Origin of the sequence: Actinoplanes sp. DH11 (genome assembly GCF_020873875.1) — a bacterium.
Classification (GTDB): domain Bacteria; phylum Actinomycetota; class Actinomycetes; order Mycobacteriales; family Micromonosporaceae; genus Actinoplanes.
Genome location: NZ_JAHWGU010000028.1, coordinates 117,393 through 133,394 on the forward strand (window position 1 = coordinate 117,393; position 16,002 = coordinate 133,394).

Sequence of the window (16,002 nt, forward strand, 5' to 3'; positions counted from 1 at the left end):
TCGTTCAAGGGGCAGGACAACCCGGAACACGACGAAGGAGTACGTCATGCGTCAGTACCTGCTCAGCCTCTACCAGCCCGTCGGTGACCCGCTGCCGGCGGCGGACCTGGAACCGGTGATGGCGGAGCTCGCCGCGCTCAACGAGGAGATGAAGGCCACCGGTGCCTGGGTCTTCGCGGCCGGCCTGCACCCCACCGCGTCCGCCACGGTGGTCCGCGACCGTGACGGGGAGGCGATGCTGACCGACGGGCCGTTCGCCGAGGGCAAGGAACACCTGGGCGGGTTCACCGCGATCAACGCGCTGGACCTGGACGCGGCGCTCGTCTGGGCCGGGCGGCTGGCCCGGGTCACCGGGTTGCCGGTCGAGGTCCGCCCGATCGCCTTCGCCGGCTGAGCCCGGGGCGGCGGCATCATGGACGGCGAGGTCGAACGGGCGTTCCGGGACGAGTACGGCCGGGCGGTGTCGGTTCTGATCCGGGCCTTCGGTGACATCGACCTCGCCGAAGACGCGGTGCAGGACGCGTTCGCCACCGCGCTGCGGACCTGGCCGCAGCGCGGTGCCCCGCCCAGCCCGGCCGGCTGGATCATCACGACGGCACGGAACCGGGCGATCGACCGGCTCCGGCGGGAGGCGGCCGGGCGGGAGAAACAGGCCCAGGCGTACGAGCTGTGGCCGCCCGAGCCGGGCCCGGACAACGCTGCCGGCGCGGCAGTACCCGACGACCGGCTCCGGCTGATCTTCACGTGCTGCCATCCGGCGCTCGCGCCGGCGGCCCGGGTGGCGCTGACGTTGCGGCTGCTCGGCGGGCTCGGCACGCCCGACATCGCGCGGGCGTTCCTGGTGCCGGAGACGACCATGGGGCAGCGCCTGTCCCGCGCCAAGGCGAAGATCCGGGACGCCGGGATCCCGTACCGGGTGCCCGGCGACGCGGAGCTGCCGGCCCGGCTGCCGGCGGTGCTCGCCACCCTCTACCTGATCTTCAACGAGGGGTACGCGCCCGGGGCCGGCGCCGGCCTCGCCACCGAGGCGATCCGGCTGGCCCGGTCCCTGGCCGATCTGATGCCGGACGAACCGGAGGTGGCCGGGCTGCTGGCGCTGATGCTGCTCGCCGAGTCACGGCGGGCGGCACGGACCGGCCCGGACGGTGACCTGATCCTCCTCGCCGACCAGGACCGGGACCGGTGGGACGGCGCGCTCGTCGCCGAGGGCCGGGAGCTGGTGCGGCGCTGCCTGCGGTGGGGGCGGCCGGGGCCGTACCAGATTCAGGCGGCGATCCACGCGGTGCACAGCACGGCCGGCGGCGCCGCGGACACCGACTGGGCGCAGATCAACACCCTCTACGACCAGCTGTACGCCGTGACACCGACCCCGGTGGTGGCCCTGCACCGGGCGGTCGCCCTGGCCGAGGTGGCCGGTCCGGCCGCCGGTCTGGCCGCCGTGGAACCTCTCGCCGGCGCGCTGGACCGACACCACGTGCTGCACGCCGCACGGGCGGACCTGCTGCGCCGCCTGGGCCGGGACGCGGAGGCGGCGCGGGCCTACCGCCGGGCCGCCGACCTCGCCGGCACCGAGGCGGAACGCCGGTTCCTGTCCGCACGGGCGTCCGCGGCCGCCCGATCATCGACGTGACCCGTCGTGCGCCTCATCACCTGTCGTGCGCGTCATCACCTGTCGTGCGGCTCATCGCCGTGACGTGTCGTGCAGATCATCGCGGTGACACCGGGGGCCGCCGGGCGCCGCCGCGTGCCGCACACTCGTGCGTGTGCTGCTCGACTACTTCCTGGACGCCGCGGACGGCCGGTTCCCGCCGGTCGACGGCGGCGTCACCGTGATGCCGCCGCTGGCCGGCGGCCTCGCCTGCTCGATCGCCTTCACCGGGCACGCCGTGATCGCCACCGGCCGCGCCGAGGACGAGGTCCTGGCCCGCAAACCGGACGGGTTCGGCGGTTCCATGTCGCCGGACTTCCTGCGCTGGCTGGCCGGGCCCGCCGGGTGGATCGGCGTCATCGACGCGACACTGGTGCGCCGCGGCACCGGCGGTACCCCGCAACTGCCGGCCCTGGACGGCGCCGACGAGCACCCCCGGGTGCGGTACGCCAAGGAGGTCCGCACCGACGTGCGGATCTTCGGGGACGAGCGTGGCCTGATCACCGTCGCGGCCGGCCTGGCCGGGCGCACCGAACTCAGCATCGAGGTGGCCGATCCGCAGGCCGGCAGCCGCGGGCACGGTCGCTCGCTGATCACGGACGCGCTGACGCTGGTGCCGGCGGGCGAGCCGGTCTTCGCGGCCGTCTCCCCCGGCAACGCCCGTTCGCTGCGCGCGTTCCTGGCCACCGGCTTCCTGCCGATCGGCTCCGAGGTGCTCCTGCGCCCGGAACCCGCCTGACCGCGGCGGCCGTACGGGACATCGAAACTCGCCACCCTCCCCTACCGTGACAGCGTGATGGCTGTCGCGACAGTGGGATTCTGCGCCGGCGGCATCCTGGTGGGCGGCGCCGGCATCGTCCTGCTGCTCATCCTGGGCGATCTGCGGGCACTCCGGGCGCTGCGCCGCACGCCCGTCACTGACGGCACGGCCCGCGGCCGGGTCGCCGTCGAGGGCACCATCGGGTACGGCCCGGCCGGTCCCCAGCGCGCGCCGGTCAGCGACGCGGAGTGCGCGTGGTACCGGGCCACCCTGACCCGCTCCCCCGGCCGCGGCGGCACCGGCGACGACGTCCTGCTGGAGATCACCTCCCCGGCCTGGCCGATCCTGGACGGGCGGCTGCCGATCGACCCGCGGCTGCTCGACCAGCCCCGCACCCTGACCGATCCGGATCAGCACGAGCCACGCGCGTCGACGACCGTCCGGATCGAGTACCGCCGCGCCGCCCCGGTCCGGCTGCCCCGCGTGGTGCCGCCGGACGTGGTCGACGACCTGCGCGACGACGAACTGCTGTGGCTCACCGAGGTCCGCGTCCCGCACGGACGGCGGGTCTTCGCGCTCGGCCGGCGCACCGGCGACGGCCTGCGCCCCGGCCGGTCCGGGCTGAGCCTGCTCACCACCCTGACCCGGGCCGAGGTGATCACGGCCCGGCAGGACGCGATCGGCACCGGGTGGCGGCTGATGCTCCTGTCCGGGTCGGCCGGCCTGCTGCTGGCCGCCGGCTGCGCCGCCTGGCTGGCCGCCCTCGGCTGAAATGCCCCGGGCCGGTCACGATCCTAGGATTGCCGGATGGATCTCGATGCCGCGGTCTCGTTCATGTCCACCCACGCCCGCGTCCTGGAGCGACGGCGCCTGCTGCACCTGCTCGGGCGTGCCACGGCGGCGGACGTCGTCGCCGCTCTCGACGGCTACCGCAACGCCGACGGCGGGTACGGCTGGGCCCTCGAACCCGACCTGCGCTCCACCACCAGTCAGCCGGTGGCCGCCATGCACGCCCTCGAAGTGCTGGCCGAGGTCGGCGACACCACCGATCGCGGGCCCCGGCTGCTGGACTGGATCGCCGGGCACGCCGGGACGGACGGCGGTGTGCCGTTCGCGCTGCCGTTCCCGGACACCGGGGGCTGCGCCCCGCACTGGGCCGCTGCCGGCCCCGGCGCGTCGCTGACGATGACCGCACAGCTGGCCGCGCACGCGCACCGGCTGGCCCGGCACCGGCCCGACGTCGCCGGGCACCCGTGGCTCGCCGCCGCCACCGAGTTCTGCCTGGACGCCGTCGAGCACACCACCGAGCCGCCGCACGCCATCGAGCTGATGTTCGCGATGCGGTTCCTCGACACGGTCGCCACGGACTCGCCGCGGGCGCGGGCGGCGCTGGAGAAGTACGTGCGGTTCGTCCGCGTCGACGGCCCGACCCCGGTGGCCGGCGGTGCCGAGGGCGAGGTGCTGCACCCGCTGGACTTCACGCCCGAACCGGGCACGCCGTCCCGGGAGTTCTTCGACGCCGAAGCCGTCGCGAAGGACCAGGAACGGCTGGCCGGCGAGCAGCAGCCGGACGGTGGCTGGACGGTCACGTTCACCGCGTTCAGCCCGGCCGCAACCCTGGAGTGGCGGGGCTACGCCACCGTTGCGGCGGTGGCGGCACTCCGGAACACCGGCAGCACCGCGGCGGCCCCGGCGACCGGACCACGCCGGGCCACATGACCGTCCGGAATGACGCTCTCGCCGCCGCCGGCATCGACCTGCCGCCCGGCGAGGGCCTCAACATCCGGCTCCCCGTCGCCGGCGAACAGGCCGCGCTGCTGAACCTCCCGGCGCCGGCATCGGCGCGGCGGCAGCCGTCGGCCCCGTCCGTCAGCCCCACCTGCGGGTGGCCGTCGGCCTGATCGCCGACGGCCACGCGGAGGTGTCCACCCAACTGGCACGAGTCCGCCACCCCACCTGCGCCGCGGATCTTGGAGCGCGGTGGGCAGCGCACGAAGCGTTCGTGGTTGACAGCGGGGCCTATGACCCCCACCAAGCTCTACGATGCCGTCGCCCACACCCCCTAGCTCTCTACAGACCTACGGGTGGAGTGGACGAAGACGAGGGGGACGGCGGGGTGGTGTCGGCGATCAGGGGCCCGCCGGCCAGCTCCGTGCCTCAGCCCGTGACCGGGAACAAGCCTGTGATCGGACCGGGACATTGCCGGCAGCGCGAGCCGGCGCCCGGTTCACGCCGCATCACCGTGTCCCCGGTGTGCCGCCGCAGCCGGGAGACGTAGCCGGGCGGGTCGCCGAGCGCGCTCTCCGGCGGCTCGCCCTCCTCGGTAGCGCTCCGAAAGGCGGTGATCAAGGGACTGAACCCGTTGACGAGAGTGCGGGTGAGAATCGCCTCAGCTCATTGATCGATGTCGCCGGCCGCACGCGGTTCACTTCGAGCGGTCCGCCGCGCCTTGCCGCTCGGGGTGAACCGCATCGGGGTCCGGCGCTCGCCGGAAACGGCGGAGCCTCAGGCTGCGGGAGAGGACCGTCGCCGGCGGGGCCATGGGACGACGGTAACGGGGGCCGGTGCTGCGGAGCACGGGAGGCGGACCAGGCGATGGGTGTCCTGAGCGGGCCCGGCGGTCGGCTAGTTCTCGGAGACGGTCCAGAGTTCGGCGCCGCCCTCGTCGGCGGCCACCACCGTTCGGGCCGCTGTGTCGCGTACCGCTATCGCTTCGATGGAGTCGAGGTGGCCGGACGTCACGTGCATGGACTCTGTCATCGCGCCGACGGCGCGGAAGCGCAGGGTGCCTTCGACGCTGCCGGTGACGATCATCGAGCCGTCCGTGGACAGGCAGAGGGCGGAGATCGGGGCGGTGTGCCCGGTCCACGGCAGGCGTGGAAGGCCAGGGGAACCGTGGAACGAGACGGAACCCTCGTAGGCCGTGGCCACGCCCGACTCGCCGGTCATGGCGGCCGCGGACGGGCCCTGGTCCGGACCACCGGCGACAGCCAGCTCGTCCGCTCGCGGACGTCCCTCGGTAAGCAGCAGGACGCGTCCCACGCCGTCGACGGCCGTCAGCCTCTTGTTGTTGCCGGGGGCGAACGAGAGGTGGTCGACCGGCCGGCCGAAATCCCACCGGGTGCGCACCGTGCCGTGCCCGGTCAGCAGATAGACCGAGAACGGATTGATGCGCTGTGAGGCGTAGTAATCGTTCCGCACCGCAACAGCCATGGTGTCGCCGGCCGCTGACACCGCCACCGCATTCACGTCGACGATGCCGCGAGGAAGCGTGAGCGGAGCGCGCCGCCGCCCCCTCGCCTCGTCCAGGTCGAGATCCCACAGGTGAATTCCGGAAACGCCGGCCAGCGCGAGCAGGGTGCCGTCCCGGTTCAGGGCCACCACCCGCGGCTCCAGCTGCTCCGGAAGCGGTCCCAGCGCGATGGCGCGTGCGGTCGCCGGCCGTTGCAGGACGGTCACCGTCGCGCCGAGCACCACCAGCGCCGTGCACACTGCGACGACCGACCGCAGACGCCGGTGCCGCGCGACGACGGCCGGATCGGGGTCGGGCACCGATTGCGCGGGGCGGCCGGCGAGCCGTTCCTGCAGGCGGGCGTGCCGGAACTGGTAGGTGCCGCCGGACTGGCGCAGCAGGCCGCGCTGCCGGGCGTACCGCAGGAACCGCGGCAGGTTCCACGGCAGCCGGCCGCGCAGCACCAGCACAGCCCGAACCGCGAGATAGCGTGGCCAGGCATGCGTGAGCAGCACCAGGATCCCGACCACGATGCCGGGCAGCAGGATCCCGAAGCCGACCCAGGCGGCGGCTTCCTCGGTGCTGAGCCGGCCGACGTTGAGGGGTTGCGTCGGCGGCCCGTCGGGTTCGCGGTAGCCGAGCACCCACCGCAGCAGACCAGCAGCGCCCTGCGACCCGAGCGTGGCGGCGGCGAGAACGACCGGCACGCCACCCAGCGCCACGACCGCCGCTGCGGCGCTCGCTCCCAGGAGGGAGGATCGCCGGTCGTCGCGCAGGAACCGGGCGGGGCTCGGCTCGCCGGACAACTCGGAGGTGGCGCTGAAGAACGCGTCGGCCGCGATCACCGACCCCAGCAGGACTCCACCGGCGGCACAGAGCGCCACACCGGTGAGGAACTCCTGAGTGGCAGTGAACGACCAACTGCCGAAGGCGGTGGCGCCGACCGCCCAGCCCAGCAGCATCGGTGCCGCCGGGACGGCCGCCATGACGACCCCGACCGCGAACCCGCGGCGCAGGCGAGGCAGGCAGCCGCGGAACGAGGTGGGTGCTCGGCCCGGGGCGCGGGCCGGAATTGCGTACAGGATGGGCATCGCGACGGCGGCGAAGCCGGCGCCGACGGCGGCCGAGGCGCCGAAGACGTCTTCGCCGGTGGCCTTCAGGTCCGGTACCGCCGCGAGGAACAAGCCGTAGCCAGCCGCCGTGAGGAGCAGGAGCACGACACCGGCGGCGAGCGCGATGACCGGGATCGCCCACGGCGTCAGCAAGCGGGAGCTCATCCGCCACCATGCGATGTCGCGCTCCCGGTACCGGTGCAAGTACTCGGCAAGAAACGTCAACCACTTCTCTACCTGGTCGGCAGGCCACGGCGACGGGGCCACCGGTGGCTGCCACGGGCGGCGGTCGTCGTTGCGGAACTCCGCCACGACCACCCGGTCCAGCAAGTGATCCTCCACGTCGTGGCGGCAAGTGATCAGCCCGGTGTCGAGCAGCGGACCGGGGTCACCGCCGGGACCGCCGTAGACCGTGCTCGCCATCGTGATCATCAGTGGGGTGGACAGCGCCTCGGACAGCGGACCCGGGCTGCGCAGCTCGGCGTACACCTTCTCCCACACCGCCGGCTCCGCGGTGTTGGCGGCCTGCAGGTAACCGATCGCGTCGGCGGCCCGGACCGGCGTCACCTCGATCACCGGCGCCCGGTGCAGCATCGGGGCGCCGCCCTTGATGGTGTCCTCGTACTCCACCGACCGGCAGGTCACCACCACCGGCCGGCCGTGCGTGACGGCACGGCTGAGCGCGTGCACGGCGCTGCGCCGCGCCGCCTCCGGGATCTCGTCCAAGCCGTCGATCACCGGCAGCAGCAGGCCGGCGGCGAGCAGGGCGCGCGGCGCCTCGGGCTCGTCACCGAAGTAGGACTGCTTCAGCGACTGAATGATCCAGTCGTCGAGGGTCTGCGAGATCGGGTCCCACGACGACGCGGGGAGCAGCACCGGCACCGGGTCGTCCGGCGTCGGCGCCGGCGCGCCGTCGTGCATCCGCTCCTCGGGCAGCAGACCGGCGGTGAGCAGCATCGCCACCACGGTCTTGCCGGAACCGGGCTCGCCGAGCAGGATCAGCCGGCGGCTGTCGACGCCGCGGTACACCTCGGCCAGTGACGCGGCCACCTCGTCGAACCGCCCCTCGAGCCGCCGGAACGGCGCGGTCAGCCGCTGCCCTTCCCGGTCGCCGACGTCACGGCCGGTGATAGCCCAGCTCAACGGCAGAACCGGCGTCTTCTCCAGCTCGTTGCGCAACCAGCGGGCCTCGGCCTCGCCGATCCACTGCGCCCGCACATCCCGGGCCAGCCGGCGGGCGAATTTCGCCGTGTCCGCGGTCCGCGCCTCCACCGGGAACGCCTGCACGATCGCGACGGCCAGCGCGGCGACCGCCACGAGCAGACCCATCACGGTGGCCACGGCGGCCGCGCTGTCCAGCCCGGTGGTGGCCATCCAGGCCCCGAACCCGAGCGCGAAGACCAGCAGGACGGAGAGCGCGACTCCCCGTGATCGCGGACGTCCTTTGAGCATGCCGGGCATGGTCCCGCAGGGGCGGAACCGGACACCGCACTCGCGGTGAGTCTTACCCGAACGGCTTCGAGGGTACGGACGGACGCGCCCGGACTCGAACGGCTCCGACCGGACTCAGACGGCTCTGACCGCCAGCGCACCGTGCCGGCGGTCCGGGCGTTCGGTCTCCCGCTGCTCCCGGGCGATCTCGGTGAACCCGGCGTCGCGCAGGCGGCGGGACAACTCGTCGACCGGCCAGAACCACGCGGTCGTGACCTTGTGGTCGAAAGGCGCCACCACGTCCCCGTCGAAGAACCCGATCACCAGCGTGCCGCCGGGCCGGAGGGTGCGCCGCAGCATGGCGAGGACGCCGTCCATCTCCGGCGGCCGGCGGTGGATCAGGGAGTACCAGGTGAGGACGCCGTCGACGCCGGTGATGTCGAGCTCGTCCATGGAGCCGAGCCGGAACGGGATGCCGGGGAACGCCGCGACGGCGTGCGCGACGAACTCGGGCGTCAGGTCGATCCCGGTCACGTCGTTGCCGAGTCCGTGCAGGTAGGCGGTCAGATGACCGGGGCCGCAACCGAGGTCCAGCAGCCGGCCGCCGGACAGGTGCTGTCTGATGAAGGCGAGGTCGTCGCGGTGCACCTTGTCGGCCGACGCGAACAACTCGATGTAGAGATCCGACACCCCGCCGTACGCCCGCGCCACATCCACCGCGCGACTGTACCGGCAACCGCACTGCAACGCGGGACGGCTCCGGAACGGAAAGGGCGGACCGATCTAAGACTTGTGCGGACCTTTGACAGTCTCCGGCGAGACCCCGTCCTGCTCACCCTGGTGGGGATCACCCTGCTGGGGTCGGTGCTGTTCTTCGTGTTCGCCGGCGACCCGGTGCGGCAGGTGCACGTCTACTGGGGCACGCAGGTGCCGCTGGACGCGGCGCTCGGGCTCGGCGCCTGGCGGCTGCGGGGGCTGGCACACGTACGGTATCGGCGCTTCTGGTCGATGATCGCGTTTGCCGGTGCCAGTTTCACGGTCGGTGACACGTACCAGTTCGTCAGCAATCTTCTCTCGCCGGGCGCGCCCGCCCTCGCCGGCGGCGGTGTGCAGACCGCGTTCTTCGCCGTCGGGATGAGCAGCAACGTCATCGCCTGCCTGATCTTCCCGCAGGGTCTGCGGACGTCCCGGGAGAAGTTCGTCTTCTGGCTGGACGCCACCACCGTCCTCGTCGGCGGCGGCGTCGTGGCCTGGTGTTTCGCGTTCAACCCGATCTCCAGCGTGCACGTCGACCGGGTCAACGCCAGTGTCACCGCGGCCCTGGTGCTCGTCGCCACGTTCTCCGCGACGAAGGTGGCCCTGATCAAGTCGCCGCCGATGGCGCGCATCGCCGCCTGGCCGATGGTGGGCGCCGCGATGATCCAGGGCGTGAGCACGTTCCTGCCCGGCGATTTCCAGGGCACCGACCACGCGTACGTCTTCGTGATCCGTCTCCTGCCGTCGGTGTGCATCGCGGTCGGCCCGTGGATCCAGGTGGTGCTGATCCGGATCGGGGCCGTGCAGGACGCGCCGAAGCGGCGCCCGTACAGCCTCCTCCCGTACGGCATGATCGCCGTGACGTTCGTGGTCTTCTTCCTGATGCTGCCGTCGACGGCGACCTCGCAGCTCGTCGGCGCGACCCTCGGCGTCGTGGTGATCACGTGCCTGGTGGCGGGCCGGCAGCTCGTCGCGTTCCACGACAACATGGTGCTGATCGAGCGGCTCGACGCCGCCAGCTCCACGGACGCGCTCACCCAGCTGGCGAACCGGGCGCACTTCAGCACCGAGATGATCCGGCTGCTGGACCGTGACTCGTCGGTGCTGCTGATCGACCTGGACGACTTCAAGGAGATCAACGACACGATGGGCCACGCGGCCGGCGACGCCCTGCTGGTCGAGATCGCCGACCGGCTGCGCGCCGCGGTGCGCCCCGGTGACCTGGTGTCGCGGCAGGGCGGCGACGAGTTCACCATCCTGCTGCCCGGCGCCGGTGCCGACGACGCGTGCCTGATCGCCGAGGAGATCCTGCGCCGGCTCCAGGTGCCGCTGGAGATCCGGCAGCACACCGTGGTCACCCGGGCCAGTGTCGGCATCGCGCCGGCGCGGCCCGGCGACGAACCGTCCGCGCTGCTCAGCATGGCCGACATCGCGATGTACGAGGCGAAGCGGCGCGGCAAGAGCATGTGGGTGTACTACACCGAGGAGATGGGGGCCCGGGTGGGCGCCGAGGCGGTCCTGATCCGGGAGATGGCGCAGGCGCTCGAGAACAACGAGTTCCACCTGCTCTACCAGCCGATCGTCCGGCTCGCCGACGAGCAGCTCACCGGGGTGGAGGCGCTGATTCGCTGGCAGCATCCGGTGCGCGGCCTGGTGTCGCCGGTCGAGTTCATCCCGCTCGCGGAACGGACCGGGCAGATCGTGGCGATCGGGCTGTGGGCGCTGCGCACGGCGTGCCGGCAGGGAGCGGCGTGGCGGCGCGAGCACCCGGAGGCGCAGCACATGTCGGTCGGCGTGAACGTGGCGGGACGCCAGTTGCGTACCCCCGGGTTCGTCGCCGACGTGGCAGCGGTGCTGGCCGAGACCGGACTGCCCGCCGCCAACCTGACCATCGAGGTCACCGAGACCGCCGTGCTCGACGACGAGGAGTCGAACGAGGCGATGGTGGGTCTGCGGGCCCTCGGCGTGAAGCTGGCCCTGGACGACTTCGGCACCGCCGCGTCATCGCTGGGCCTGCTGCTGACCTGCCCGGTGACGTCGCTGAAGCTGGACCGCTCGTTCGTCGAGTCGATCAACACGGTGGGCCGGCAGTCGGCGGTGGCGACCGCGGTGAGCCAGATGGCGAGCGCCCTGGAGTTCTCGTCGGTGGCCGAGGGCATCGAGACGGTCGAGCAGCGGGACCTGATCAAGCGGCTGGGCTACCAGTACGGCCAGGGCTACCTCTGGTCGCGGCCGGTGCCGGCGGACCGGATCGCCGGCATGTGGGCGGCCGCACGGGTCGGTGCCTGACTCCTTACCCTCGTGGCGTGCTCGCCCGACTGCTCAGTGCCCTGCTGCTCTCCGCCCCCGATGTGCCGTCCCCGCCACCTCCGACGCCGGTGACTTCGTTGACGGACCGGCCGAACATCGTGTTCGTGCTGGTGGACGACCTGTCGGAGAACCTGTTGCCGTACATGCCGGAGGTGCGGCGGCTGCAGGCCGACGGCACGTCGTTCGGCAACTACACGGTCACCGACTCGCTGTGCTGCCCGTCGCGGGCGTCGATCCTGACCGGGCGGTACCCGCACAACACCGGGATCGTGAAGAACCACGGGTCGGACGGCGGTTTCCTGCTGTTCCGCAGCCGCGGCGGGGAGAAGTCGACCATCGCGACCGATCTGCGGCGGGCCGGTTACCGGACCGCGTTCCTCGGCAAGTACCTCAACGAGTACCAGCCGGCGATGCGGCACGTCCCGCCGGGATGGGACGTGTGGGCGGCCGGCGGGGACGCGTACGCCCACGTCGACTACGCGCTGAACGAGAACGGGACGGTACGCCGGTACGGGTCGCGCCCCCAGGACTACCTGACCGACGTGCTCGCCGCCAAGGCACGGGACTTCATCACCAGCGCGGCGGCGCGGCCGGAACCGTTCTTCGTCGAGGTCTCCACCTACAACCCGCACCTGCCCTATCCACCGGCGCCCCGGGACGCGGACTCGTTCCCCGGGCTGACGGCGCCACGTGGGCCGGCGTACGGCAAGGTCCCGAAGAACGCACCCGCCTGGCTGGCGCCGCACTCGCCGCTGACACCGGCGCAGATCGCGCACATGGACCGCGGGTTCCGCAAGCGCGTGCAGTCGGTCCAGTCGATCGACCGGATGCTCGGCGACCTGCGCGCCACCCTGGAACGGACCGGCGCCGCGGCGCGGACCCTTGTGGTGTTCAGCTCGGACAACGGCTACCACCTGGGTGAGTACCGGCTGAACCCGGGCAAGCAGACCGCCTTCGACACCGACGTGAAGGTGCCGCTGATCGCCGCCGGTGCCGGGGTGCGCGCCGGGCAGGTGGTGGACGCGCTCGCGGAGAACATCGATCTGCGGCCGACCTTCGCGGAGCTGGCGGGCGCCCGGGTGCCGGCCGAGGTGGACGGGCGCAGCCTCGCGCCGCTGCTGACCGGCGGGGTGCCGGTGGGGTGGCGCAGCGGCGCGCTCGTGGAGCACAGCGATCCGGCGGCCGACCCGGCCGACCCCGACTACCAGGGCGTGTCGGAGAACGTCCCGCCGTCGTACCGGGCGATGCGCACCGGCCGCTTCACCTACGTGGAGTACGCCGACGGGTCGCGCGAGTACTACGACCGGGTCACCGACCCCCATCAGCTGCTCAACCTGGCGGACGGCCTGGACCCGGAGCGGCGCACGGACCTGCACGCGGCGCTGCACGACCTGGCCACCTGCTCGGGTACGGCGTGCCATGCGGTCACCGTCCGATGAGAGGGGATTGCCGTACGGCCGGACCTGGCGCACACTGCCCTAAGGTGTGAATCACGGTTCAGAACTTGGGAGGTCCGGGTGCCGTATCGGCCGACCGCCCTGACCAGGAAGAACGCCGCCGACAAGCGGGCCGCCCTGCTGCGCGCCGCCCGGGCCCTGGTCGCCGCCGACGGATTCCGGGCGGCCACCGTCGCCGCGATCGCCGCCCGCGGGCAGGCCAGCGTGGGCTCGGTGTACTCGCACTTCGACAGCCGTGACCTGCTGCTGGCCGAAGTGTTCCGCAGCGCCGCCTCGCACGAGCTCGCCGTCGTCCGGGACGCCGTCGCCGACACCGGGCAACCGGCCACCGACCGGCTCGGTGACCTGATCCGGGTGTTCGGCGGCCGCGCGCTGCAGGGCCGGCGGATGGCGTGGGCGCTGCTGTTCGAACCGGTCAACCCGGCCGTCGAGGCGGAACGGCTGACCTATCGCCGCTCCTACACCGAGATCACCGAACAGATCGTCCGCAGCGGTCAGGAGCGCGGCGAGTTCCTGCCGCAGGACACCGGACTGGCCGCCTCGGCCGTGCTGGGCGCGATCTCCGAGGCACTCGTCGGCTGGCTCCGGCCGGAAAGCCCGCCGCCCTTGCCGCAGGCGCAGGCCGACGTCGTCGACGGCATCCGGCTGTTCTGCCTCCGCGCGCTCACCCCACCGGTGCCGGCGCCGCCGGTGCCGCCCGGCACCGGTGCCGGTTCCGCGCGCCGGCCGCACCGGCAAGATCGAAGGGTAGGACCGTGACTCACGAGGTCGTCAACCAGGCGCCGCCGCGCACCGGGCTCAACGAGTTCCTGATCAATCCGGCGCTGGTGGAGGCGGTGGAACGCTACGACGGGCAGTGGGCGACCGAGCAGCTCGGCGCCACCGGCGCGCTCGTCGGGCAGGCTGACTTCCAGCACGACGCCGAACTGGCCGACACCCGTCCGCCGGTGTTCTCCAGCCATGACCGCTGGGGCAACCGGGTCGACGACATCGAGTTCCATCCCGCGTACCACCGGATCATCGGCGCCGCCGTCGAGCACGGCGCCCACACCGCCTGCTGGTCGTCACCGCGGCCCGGCGCGCACGTCGCCCGAGCCGCCACGTTCATGCTGTTCGCGCAGGTCGAGCCGGGTCACGCCTGCCCGGTAAGCATGACGCACGCGGTGGTCCCGTCCCTGCGGTTCACGCCGGAACTCGCCGATGTCTGGCTCCCGAAGGTCTACGCGCGGACCTACGACCCGCGCCTGCGGGCGCCGCAGGACAAGGCCTCGGCGATCTTCGGCATGGCGATGACCGAGAAACAGGGCGGATCAGATGTACGGGCGAACAGCACCCGAGCCGTCGACGCCGGCGACGGCAGCTGGCGTCTGACCGGCCACAAATGGTTCTGCTCGGCACCGCAGTCGGACGCGTTCCTGGTGCTCGCACAGGCACCCGCCGGCCTCAGCTGCTTCCTCGTCCCACGGGTGCTTCCCGGCGGCGACCGCAACGTGTTCCGGATCCAGCGCCTCAAGGACAAACTGGGCAACCGGTCCAACGCCTCCTCGGAGATCGAACTCGACGGCACCGCCGGCTGGCTGCTCGGCGAACCCGGGCGCGGCGTGCGCACCATCATCGAGATGGTGGCGCAGACCAGGCTGGACTGCGTGCTCGGCAGCGCCGCCGGCATGCGCCAGTCGGTGGCGGAGGCGGCCTGGCACGTACGCCACCGCAGCGCCTTCGGCGCCCTGCTCATCGACCAGCCCGCCATGACCGCGGTGATCGCCGACCTCCAGCTCGAGGCCGAGGCCGCCACCTGGACCGCCCTGCGCCTGGCCGCCGCCTACGACAGCGCCGACCCGGAGGCCGCAGCGTTCCGGCGCCTGGCCACGGCCGTCGCGAAATACTGGGTCTGCAAGCGCGGCCCGAACCACGCCTACGAAGCACTGGAATGCCTCGGCGGCAACGGCTACACCGAAAGCTTCCCGCTCGCCCGCCGCTACCGCGAGCAGCCGGTGATGGCAGTCTGGGAGGGTTCCGGCAACGTGATAGCCCTCGACGTCCTGCGAGCCATGACCCGCGAACCGGAGTCCCTCGAAGCCGTCGACCGCGAGCTGGCCTCCGCCCTCGGCGTGCACGCCACCTACGACACCCACGTCACCGCCACCCGCCACCTGATCACCCAGGCCGCAACCTCCCCGTCGTCGGCCCCCGCACAGGCACGGCGCGTCGTGGAGTCCCTGGCCCTGGCCCTGCAGGCCGCGGTCCTGATTCGCGAGGCCCCCGCACCGATCGCCGACGCCTTCGTGGCGGCCCGGCTGGGCCCGGACCGGAGCCTGGAATACGGCGCCCTCCCCCCAGGCCTCGACGTGACCGCCATCGCCGCCCGAGCCTGACCCACCTCGACCGCCCGTCCCCCCAGCCGACCAGCCGACCAGCCGACCAGCCGACCAGCCGACCGGGGCCAGCAGATCCACGGTGCCCCACCGCTGTCTCGTGTGCGCCCCCTGGTGTCGCATCCACAGCTCACCGAACCCCGAAACGGCCGGCAGAACCCGAGACAGGACCGGGTAGGGCCGAATTTGCGGCAGGGCCAGGGAGCAGCAAGGCATGGCATCGCTCGAGACATCCCGTATGCGGCAGACAACGCCCATCAGCGCTGCTCGATGAGGCGCGCCGATTTTCCACACCCCCACCGCGCATCCCGTGTTTACCGGTAAACACGGGATGCGGTGAGGCCTTGTGCAAAATGCCGACGCATCTGACCCTTCGTAACAGCTCTTTGACGCCGAGCGACGGGTGACGCCGCGAGGCCTGCGGTATTGCGCTGCCGCTGGCAGCCCGGGGCGGGCGCTAAGGCGGATTAGCGCGGGACGCAGGAGGCCGAGGGGCAAGCAACGGCGGGGGCAAGCAACGGCGGGGGCCAGCAACGGCGGGCAATCTCGTCAAGCAGGTGGGGCGAACTTTTCTGCCGATTTGCACTGGTAGCGGTCTGTTGAGCACAGCCCGCCGGATGTCGATGCGGTGGTGGGCGTGGCAGACGAGTGTGGCGTGATGATGCCTGCCCTCGGCCCCGGTGAGTTTCCTGATCAAGCGGCCGCGGTCGGCTGTGTTGGGTCCGCGCGGCAGTGTTGATCTGCTAGCGGTGCGAAATCGCGGTTTTGACCCCATGATCACAGCGATTTCGTAGCGCTAGCGACTCTGTTGCCCATTGTGGTTAGGGGGTGGGTTGTAGGCGTGCGAGGTGGCTGGTGTGTGGGGTTTGGAGGTGGTGGCCGGTCCAGTAGGCGTAGAGGCGGATGAGGTTGAGGGCGGTG

At 72.4% G+C, this 16,002-nt stretch carries 12 protein-coding genes; 10 read left to right on the forward strand and 2 right to left on the reverse strand.

Annotated elements, in window-relative coordinates:
* Positions 1 to 46: 46 nt before the first annotated feature.
* The 6 genes from LPA41_RS32360 (at position 47) to LPA41_RS32385 (ending at position 4,309) form a co-directional block, all read left to right on the forward strand.
* Positions 47 to 394 (forward strand): YciI family protein, encoded by a 348-nt coding sequence (locus LPA41_RS32360; RefSeq protein ID WP_229074909.1) that lies wholly within the window; start codon positions 47 to 49, stop codon positions 392 to 394.
* A gap of 18 nt (positions 395 to 412) precedes the next feature.
* Positions 413 to 1,630 carry an RNA polymerase sigma factor gene (locus LPA41_RS32365; RefSeq protein ID WP_229074910.1) on the forward strand — a complete coding sequence of 406 codons (1,218 nt, stop codon included), beginning with the start codon at positions 413 to 415 and terminating at the stop codon, positions 1,628 to 1,630.
* Between the two features lie 133 nt (positions 1,631 to 1,763).
* Positions 1,764 to 2,387 carry a hypothetical protein gene (locus LPA41_RS32370; protein ID WP_229074911.1) on the forward strand — a complete coding sequence of 208 codons (624 nt, stop codon included), beginning with the start codon at positions 1,764 to 1,766 and terminating at the stop codon, positions 2,385 to 2,387.
* A gap of 57 nt (positions 2,388 to 2,444) precedes the next feature.
* Entirely contained in the window at positions 2,445 to 3,179 is a 735-nt protein-coding gene (locus LPA41_RS32375) for a hypothetical protein (RefSeq protein ID WP_229074912.1), read from the forward strand.
* Positions 3,180 to 3,215: 36 nt separating this feature from the next.
* Positions 3,216 to 4,127: a hypothetical protein gene (locus LPA41_RS32380; protein WP_229074913.1), complete on the forward strand. Its 912-nt coding sequence runs from the start codon at positions 3,216 to 3,218 to the stop codon at positions 4,125 to 4,127.
* Positions 4,124 to 4,309 (forward strand): hypothetical protein, encoded by a 186-nt coding sequence (locus LPA41_RS32385; RefSeq protein ID WP_229074914.1) that lies wholly within the window; start codon positions 4,124 to 4,126, stop codon positions 4,307 to 4,309. Before LPA41_RS32380 ends, LPA41_RS32385 begins: the two co-directional genes overlap by 4 nt.
* Positions 4,310 to 5,033: 724 nt before the next feature.
* On the opposite strand, the gene LPA41_RS32390 is transcribed toward LPA41_RS32385, so the two are convergent.
* Both LPA41_RS32390 and LPA41_RS32395 read right to left on the reverse strand, forming a co-directional pair.
* The gene (locus tag LPA41_RS32390) at positions 5,034 to 8,204 is read right to left on the reverse strand and encodes a WD40 repeat domain-containing protein (protein ID WP_229074915.1); all 3,171 of its coding nucleotides are present in this window, start codon (positions 8,202 to 8,204) and stop codon (positions 5,034 to 5,036) included.
* Between the two features lie 114 nt (positions 8,205 to 8,318).
* A complete protein-coding gene (locus LPA41_RS32395; RefSeq protein ID WP_229074916.1) occupies positions 8,319 to 8,900 on the reverse strand; it encodes a bifunctional 2-polyprenyl-6-hydroxyphenol methylase/3-demethylubiquinol 3-O-methyltransferase UbiG in 582 nt (193 codons plus the stop codon).
* Between the two features lie 123 nt (positions 8,901 to 9,023).
* On the opposite strand from LPA41_RS32395, the gene LPA41_RS43115 reads away from it, so the two are divergent.
* From LPA41_RS43115 to LPA41_RS32415, 4 genes are all read left to right on the forward strand, one after another.
* The gene (locus LPA41_RS43115; protein WP_229074917.1) at positions 9,024 to 11,228 is read left to right on the forward strand and encodes a bifunctional diguanylate cyclase/phosphodiesterase; all 2,205 of its coding nucleotides are present in this window, start codon (positions 9,024 to 9,026) and stop codon (positions 11,226 to 11,228) included.
* Positions 11,229 to 11,245: 17 nt separating this feature from the next.
* On the forward strand, positions 11,246 to 12,688 hold the full coding sequence (locus tag LPA41_RS32405) for a sulfatase (protein WP_229074918.1): 1,443 nt from the start codon (positions 11,246 to 11,248) through the stop codon (positions 12,686 to 12,688).
* Between the two features lie 78 nt (positions 12,689 to 12,766).
* Complete coding sequence (locus LPA41_RS32410; RefSeq protein ID WP_229074919.1) at positions 12,767 to 13,465, forward strand: TetR family transcriptional regulator; 699 nt, start codon at positions 12,767 to 12,769, stop codon at positions 13,463 to 13,465.
* Positions 13,462 to 15,081 (forward strand): acyl-CoA dehydrogenase family protein, encoded by a 1,620-nt coding sequence (locus tag LPA41_RS32415; protein WP_229074920.1) that lies wholly within the window; start codon positions 13,462 to 13,464, stop codon positions 15,079 to 15,081. Before LPA41_RS32410 ends, LPA41_RS32415 begins: the two co-directional genes overlap by 4 nt.
* Positions 15,082 to 16,002: the final 921 nt, after the last annotated feature.

What these genes read in the sequence shown, in the direction of transcription:
- LPA41_RS32365 (WP_229074910.1), top strand. Translation starts at nt 413, where the DNA reads ATGGACGGCGAGGTCGAACGGGCGTTCCGGGACGAGTACGGCCGGGCG.
- LPA41_RS32375 (WP_229074912.1), top strand. Translation starts at nt 2,445, where the DNA reads ATGGCTGTCGCGACAGTGGGATTCTGCGCCGGCGGCATCCTGGTGGGC.
- LPA41_RS32380 (WP_229074913.1), top strand. Translation starts at nt 3,216, where the DNA reads ATGGATCTCGATGCCGCGGTCTCGTTCATGTCCACCCACGCCCGCGTC.
- LPA41_RS32385 (WP_229074914.1), top strand. Translation starts at nt 4,124, where the DNA reads ATGACCGTCCGGAATGACGCTCTCGCCGCCGCCGGCATCGACCTGCCG.
- LPA41_RS32360 (WP_229074909.1), top strand. Translation starts at nt 47, where the DNA reads ATGCGTCAGTACCTGCTCAGCCTCTACCAGCCCGTCGGTGACCCGCTG.
- LPA41_RS32390 (WP_229074915.1), bottom strand. Translation starts at nt 8,204, where the DNA reads ATGCTCAAAGGACGTCCGCGATCACGGGGAGTCGCGCTCTCCGTCCTG.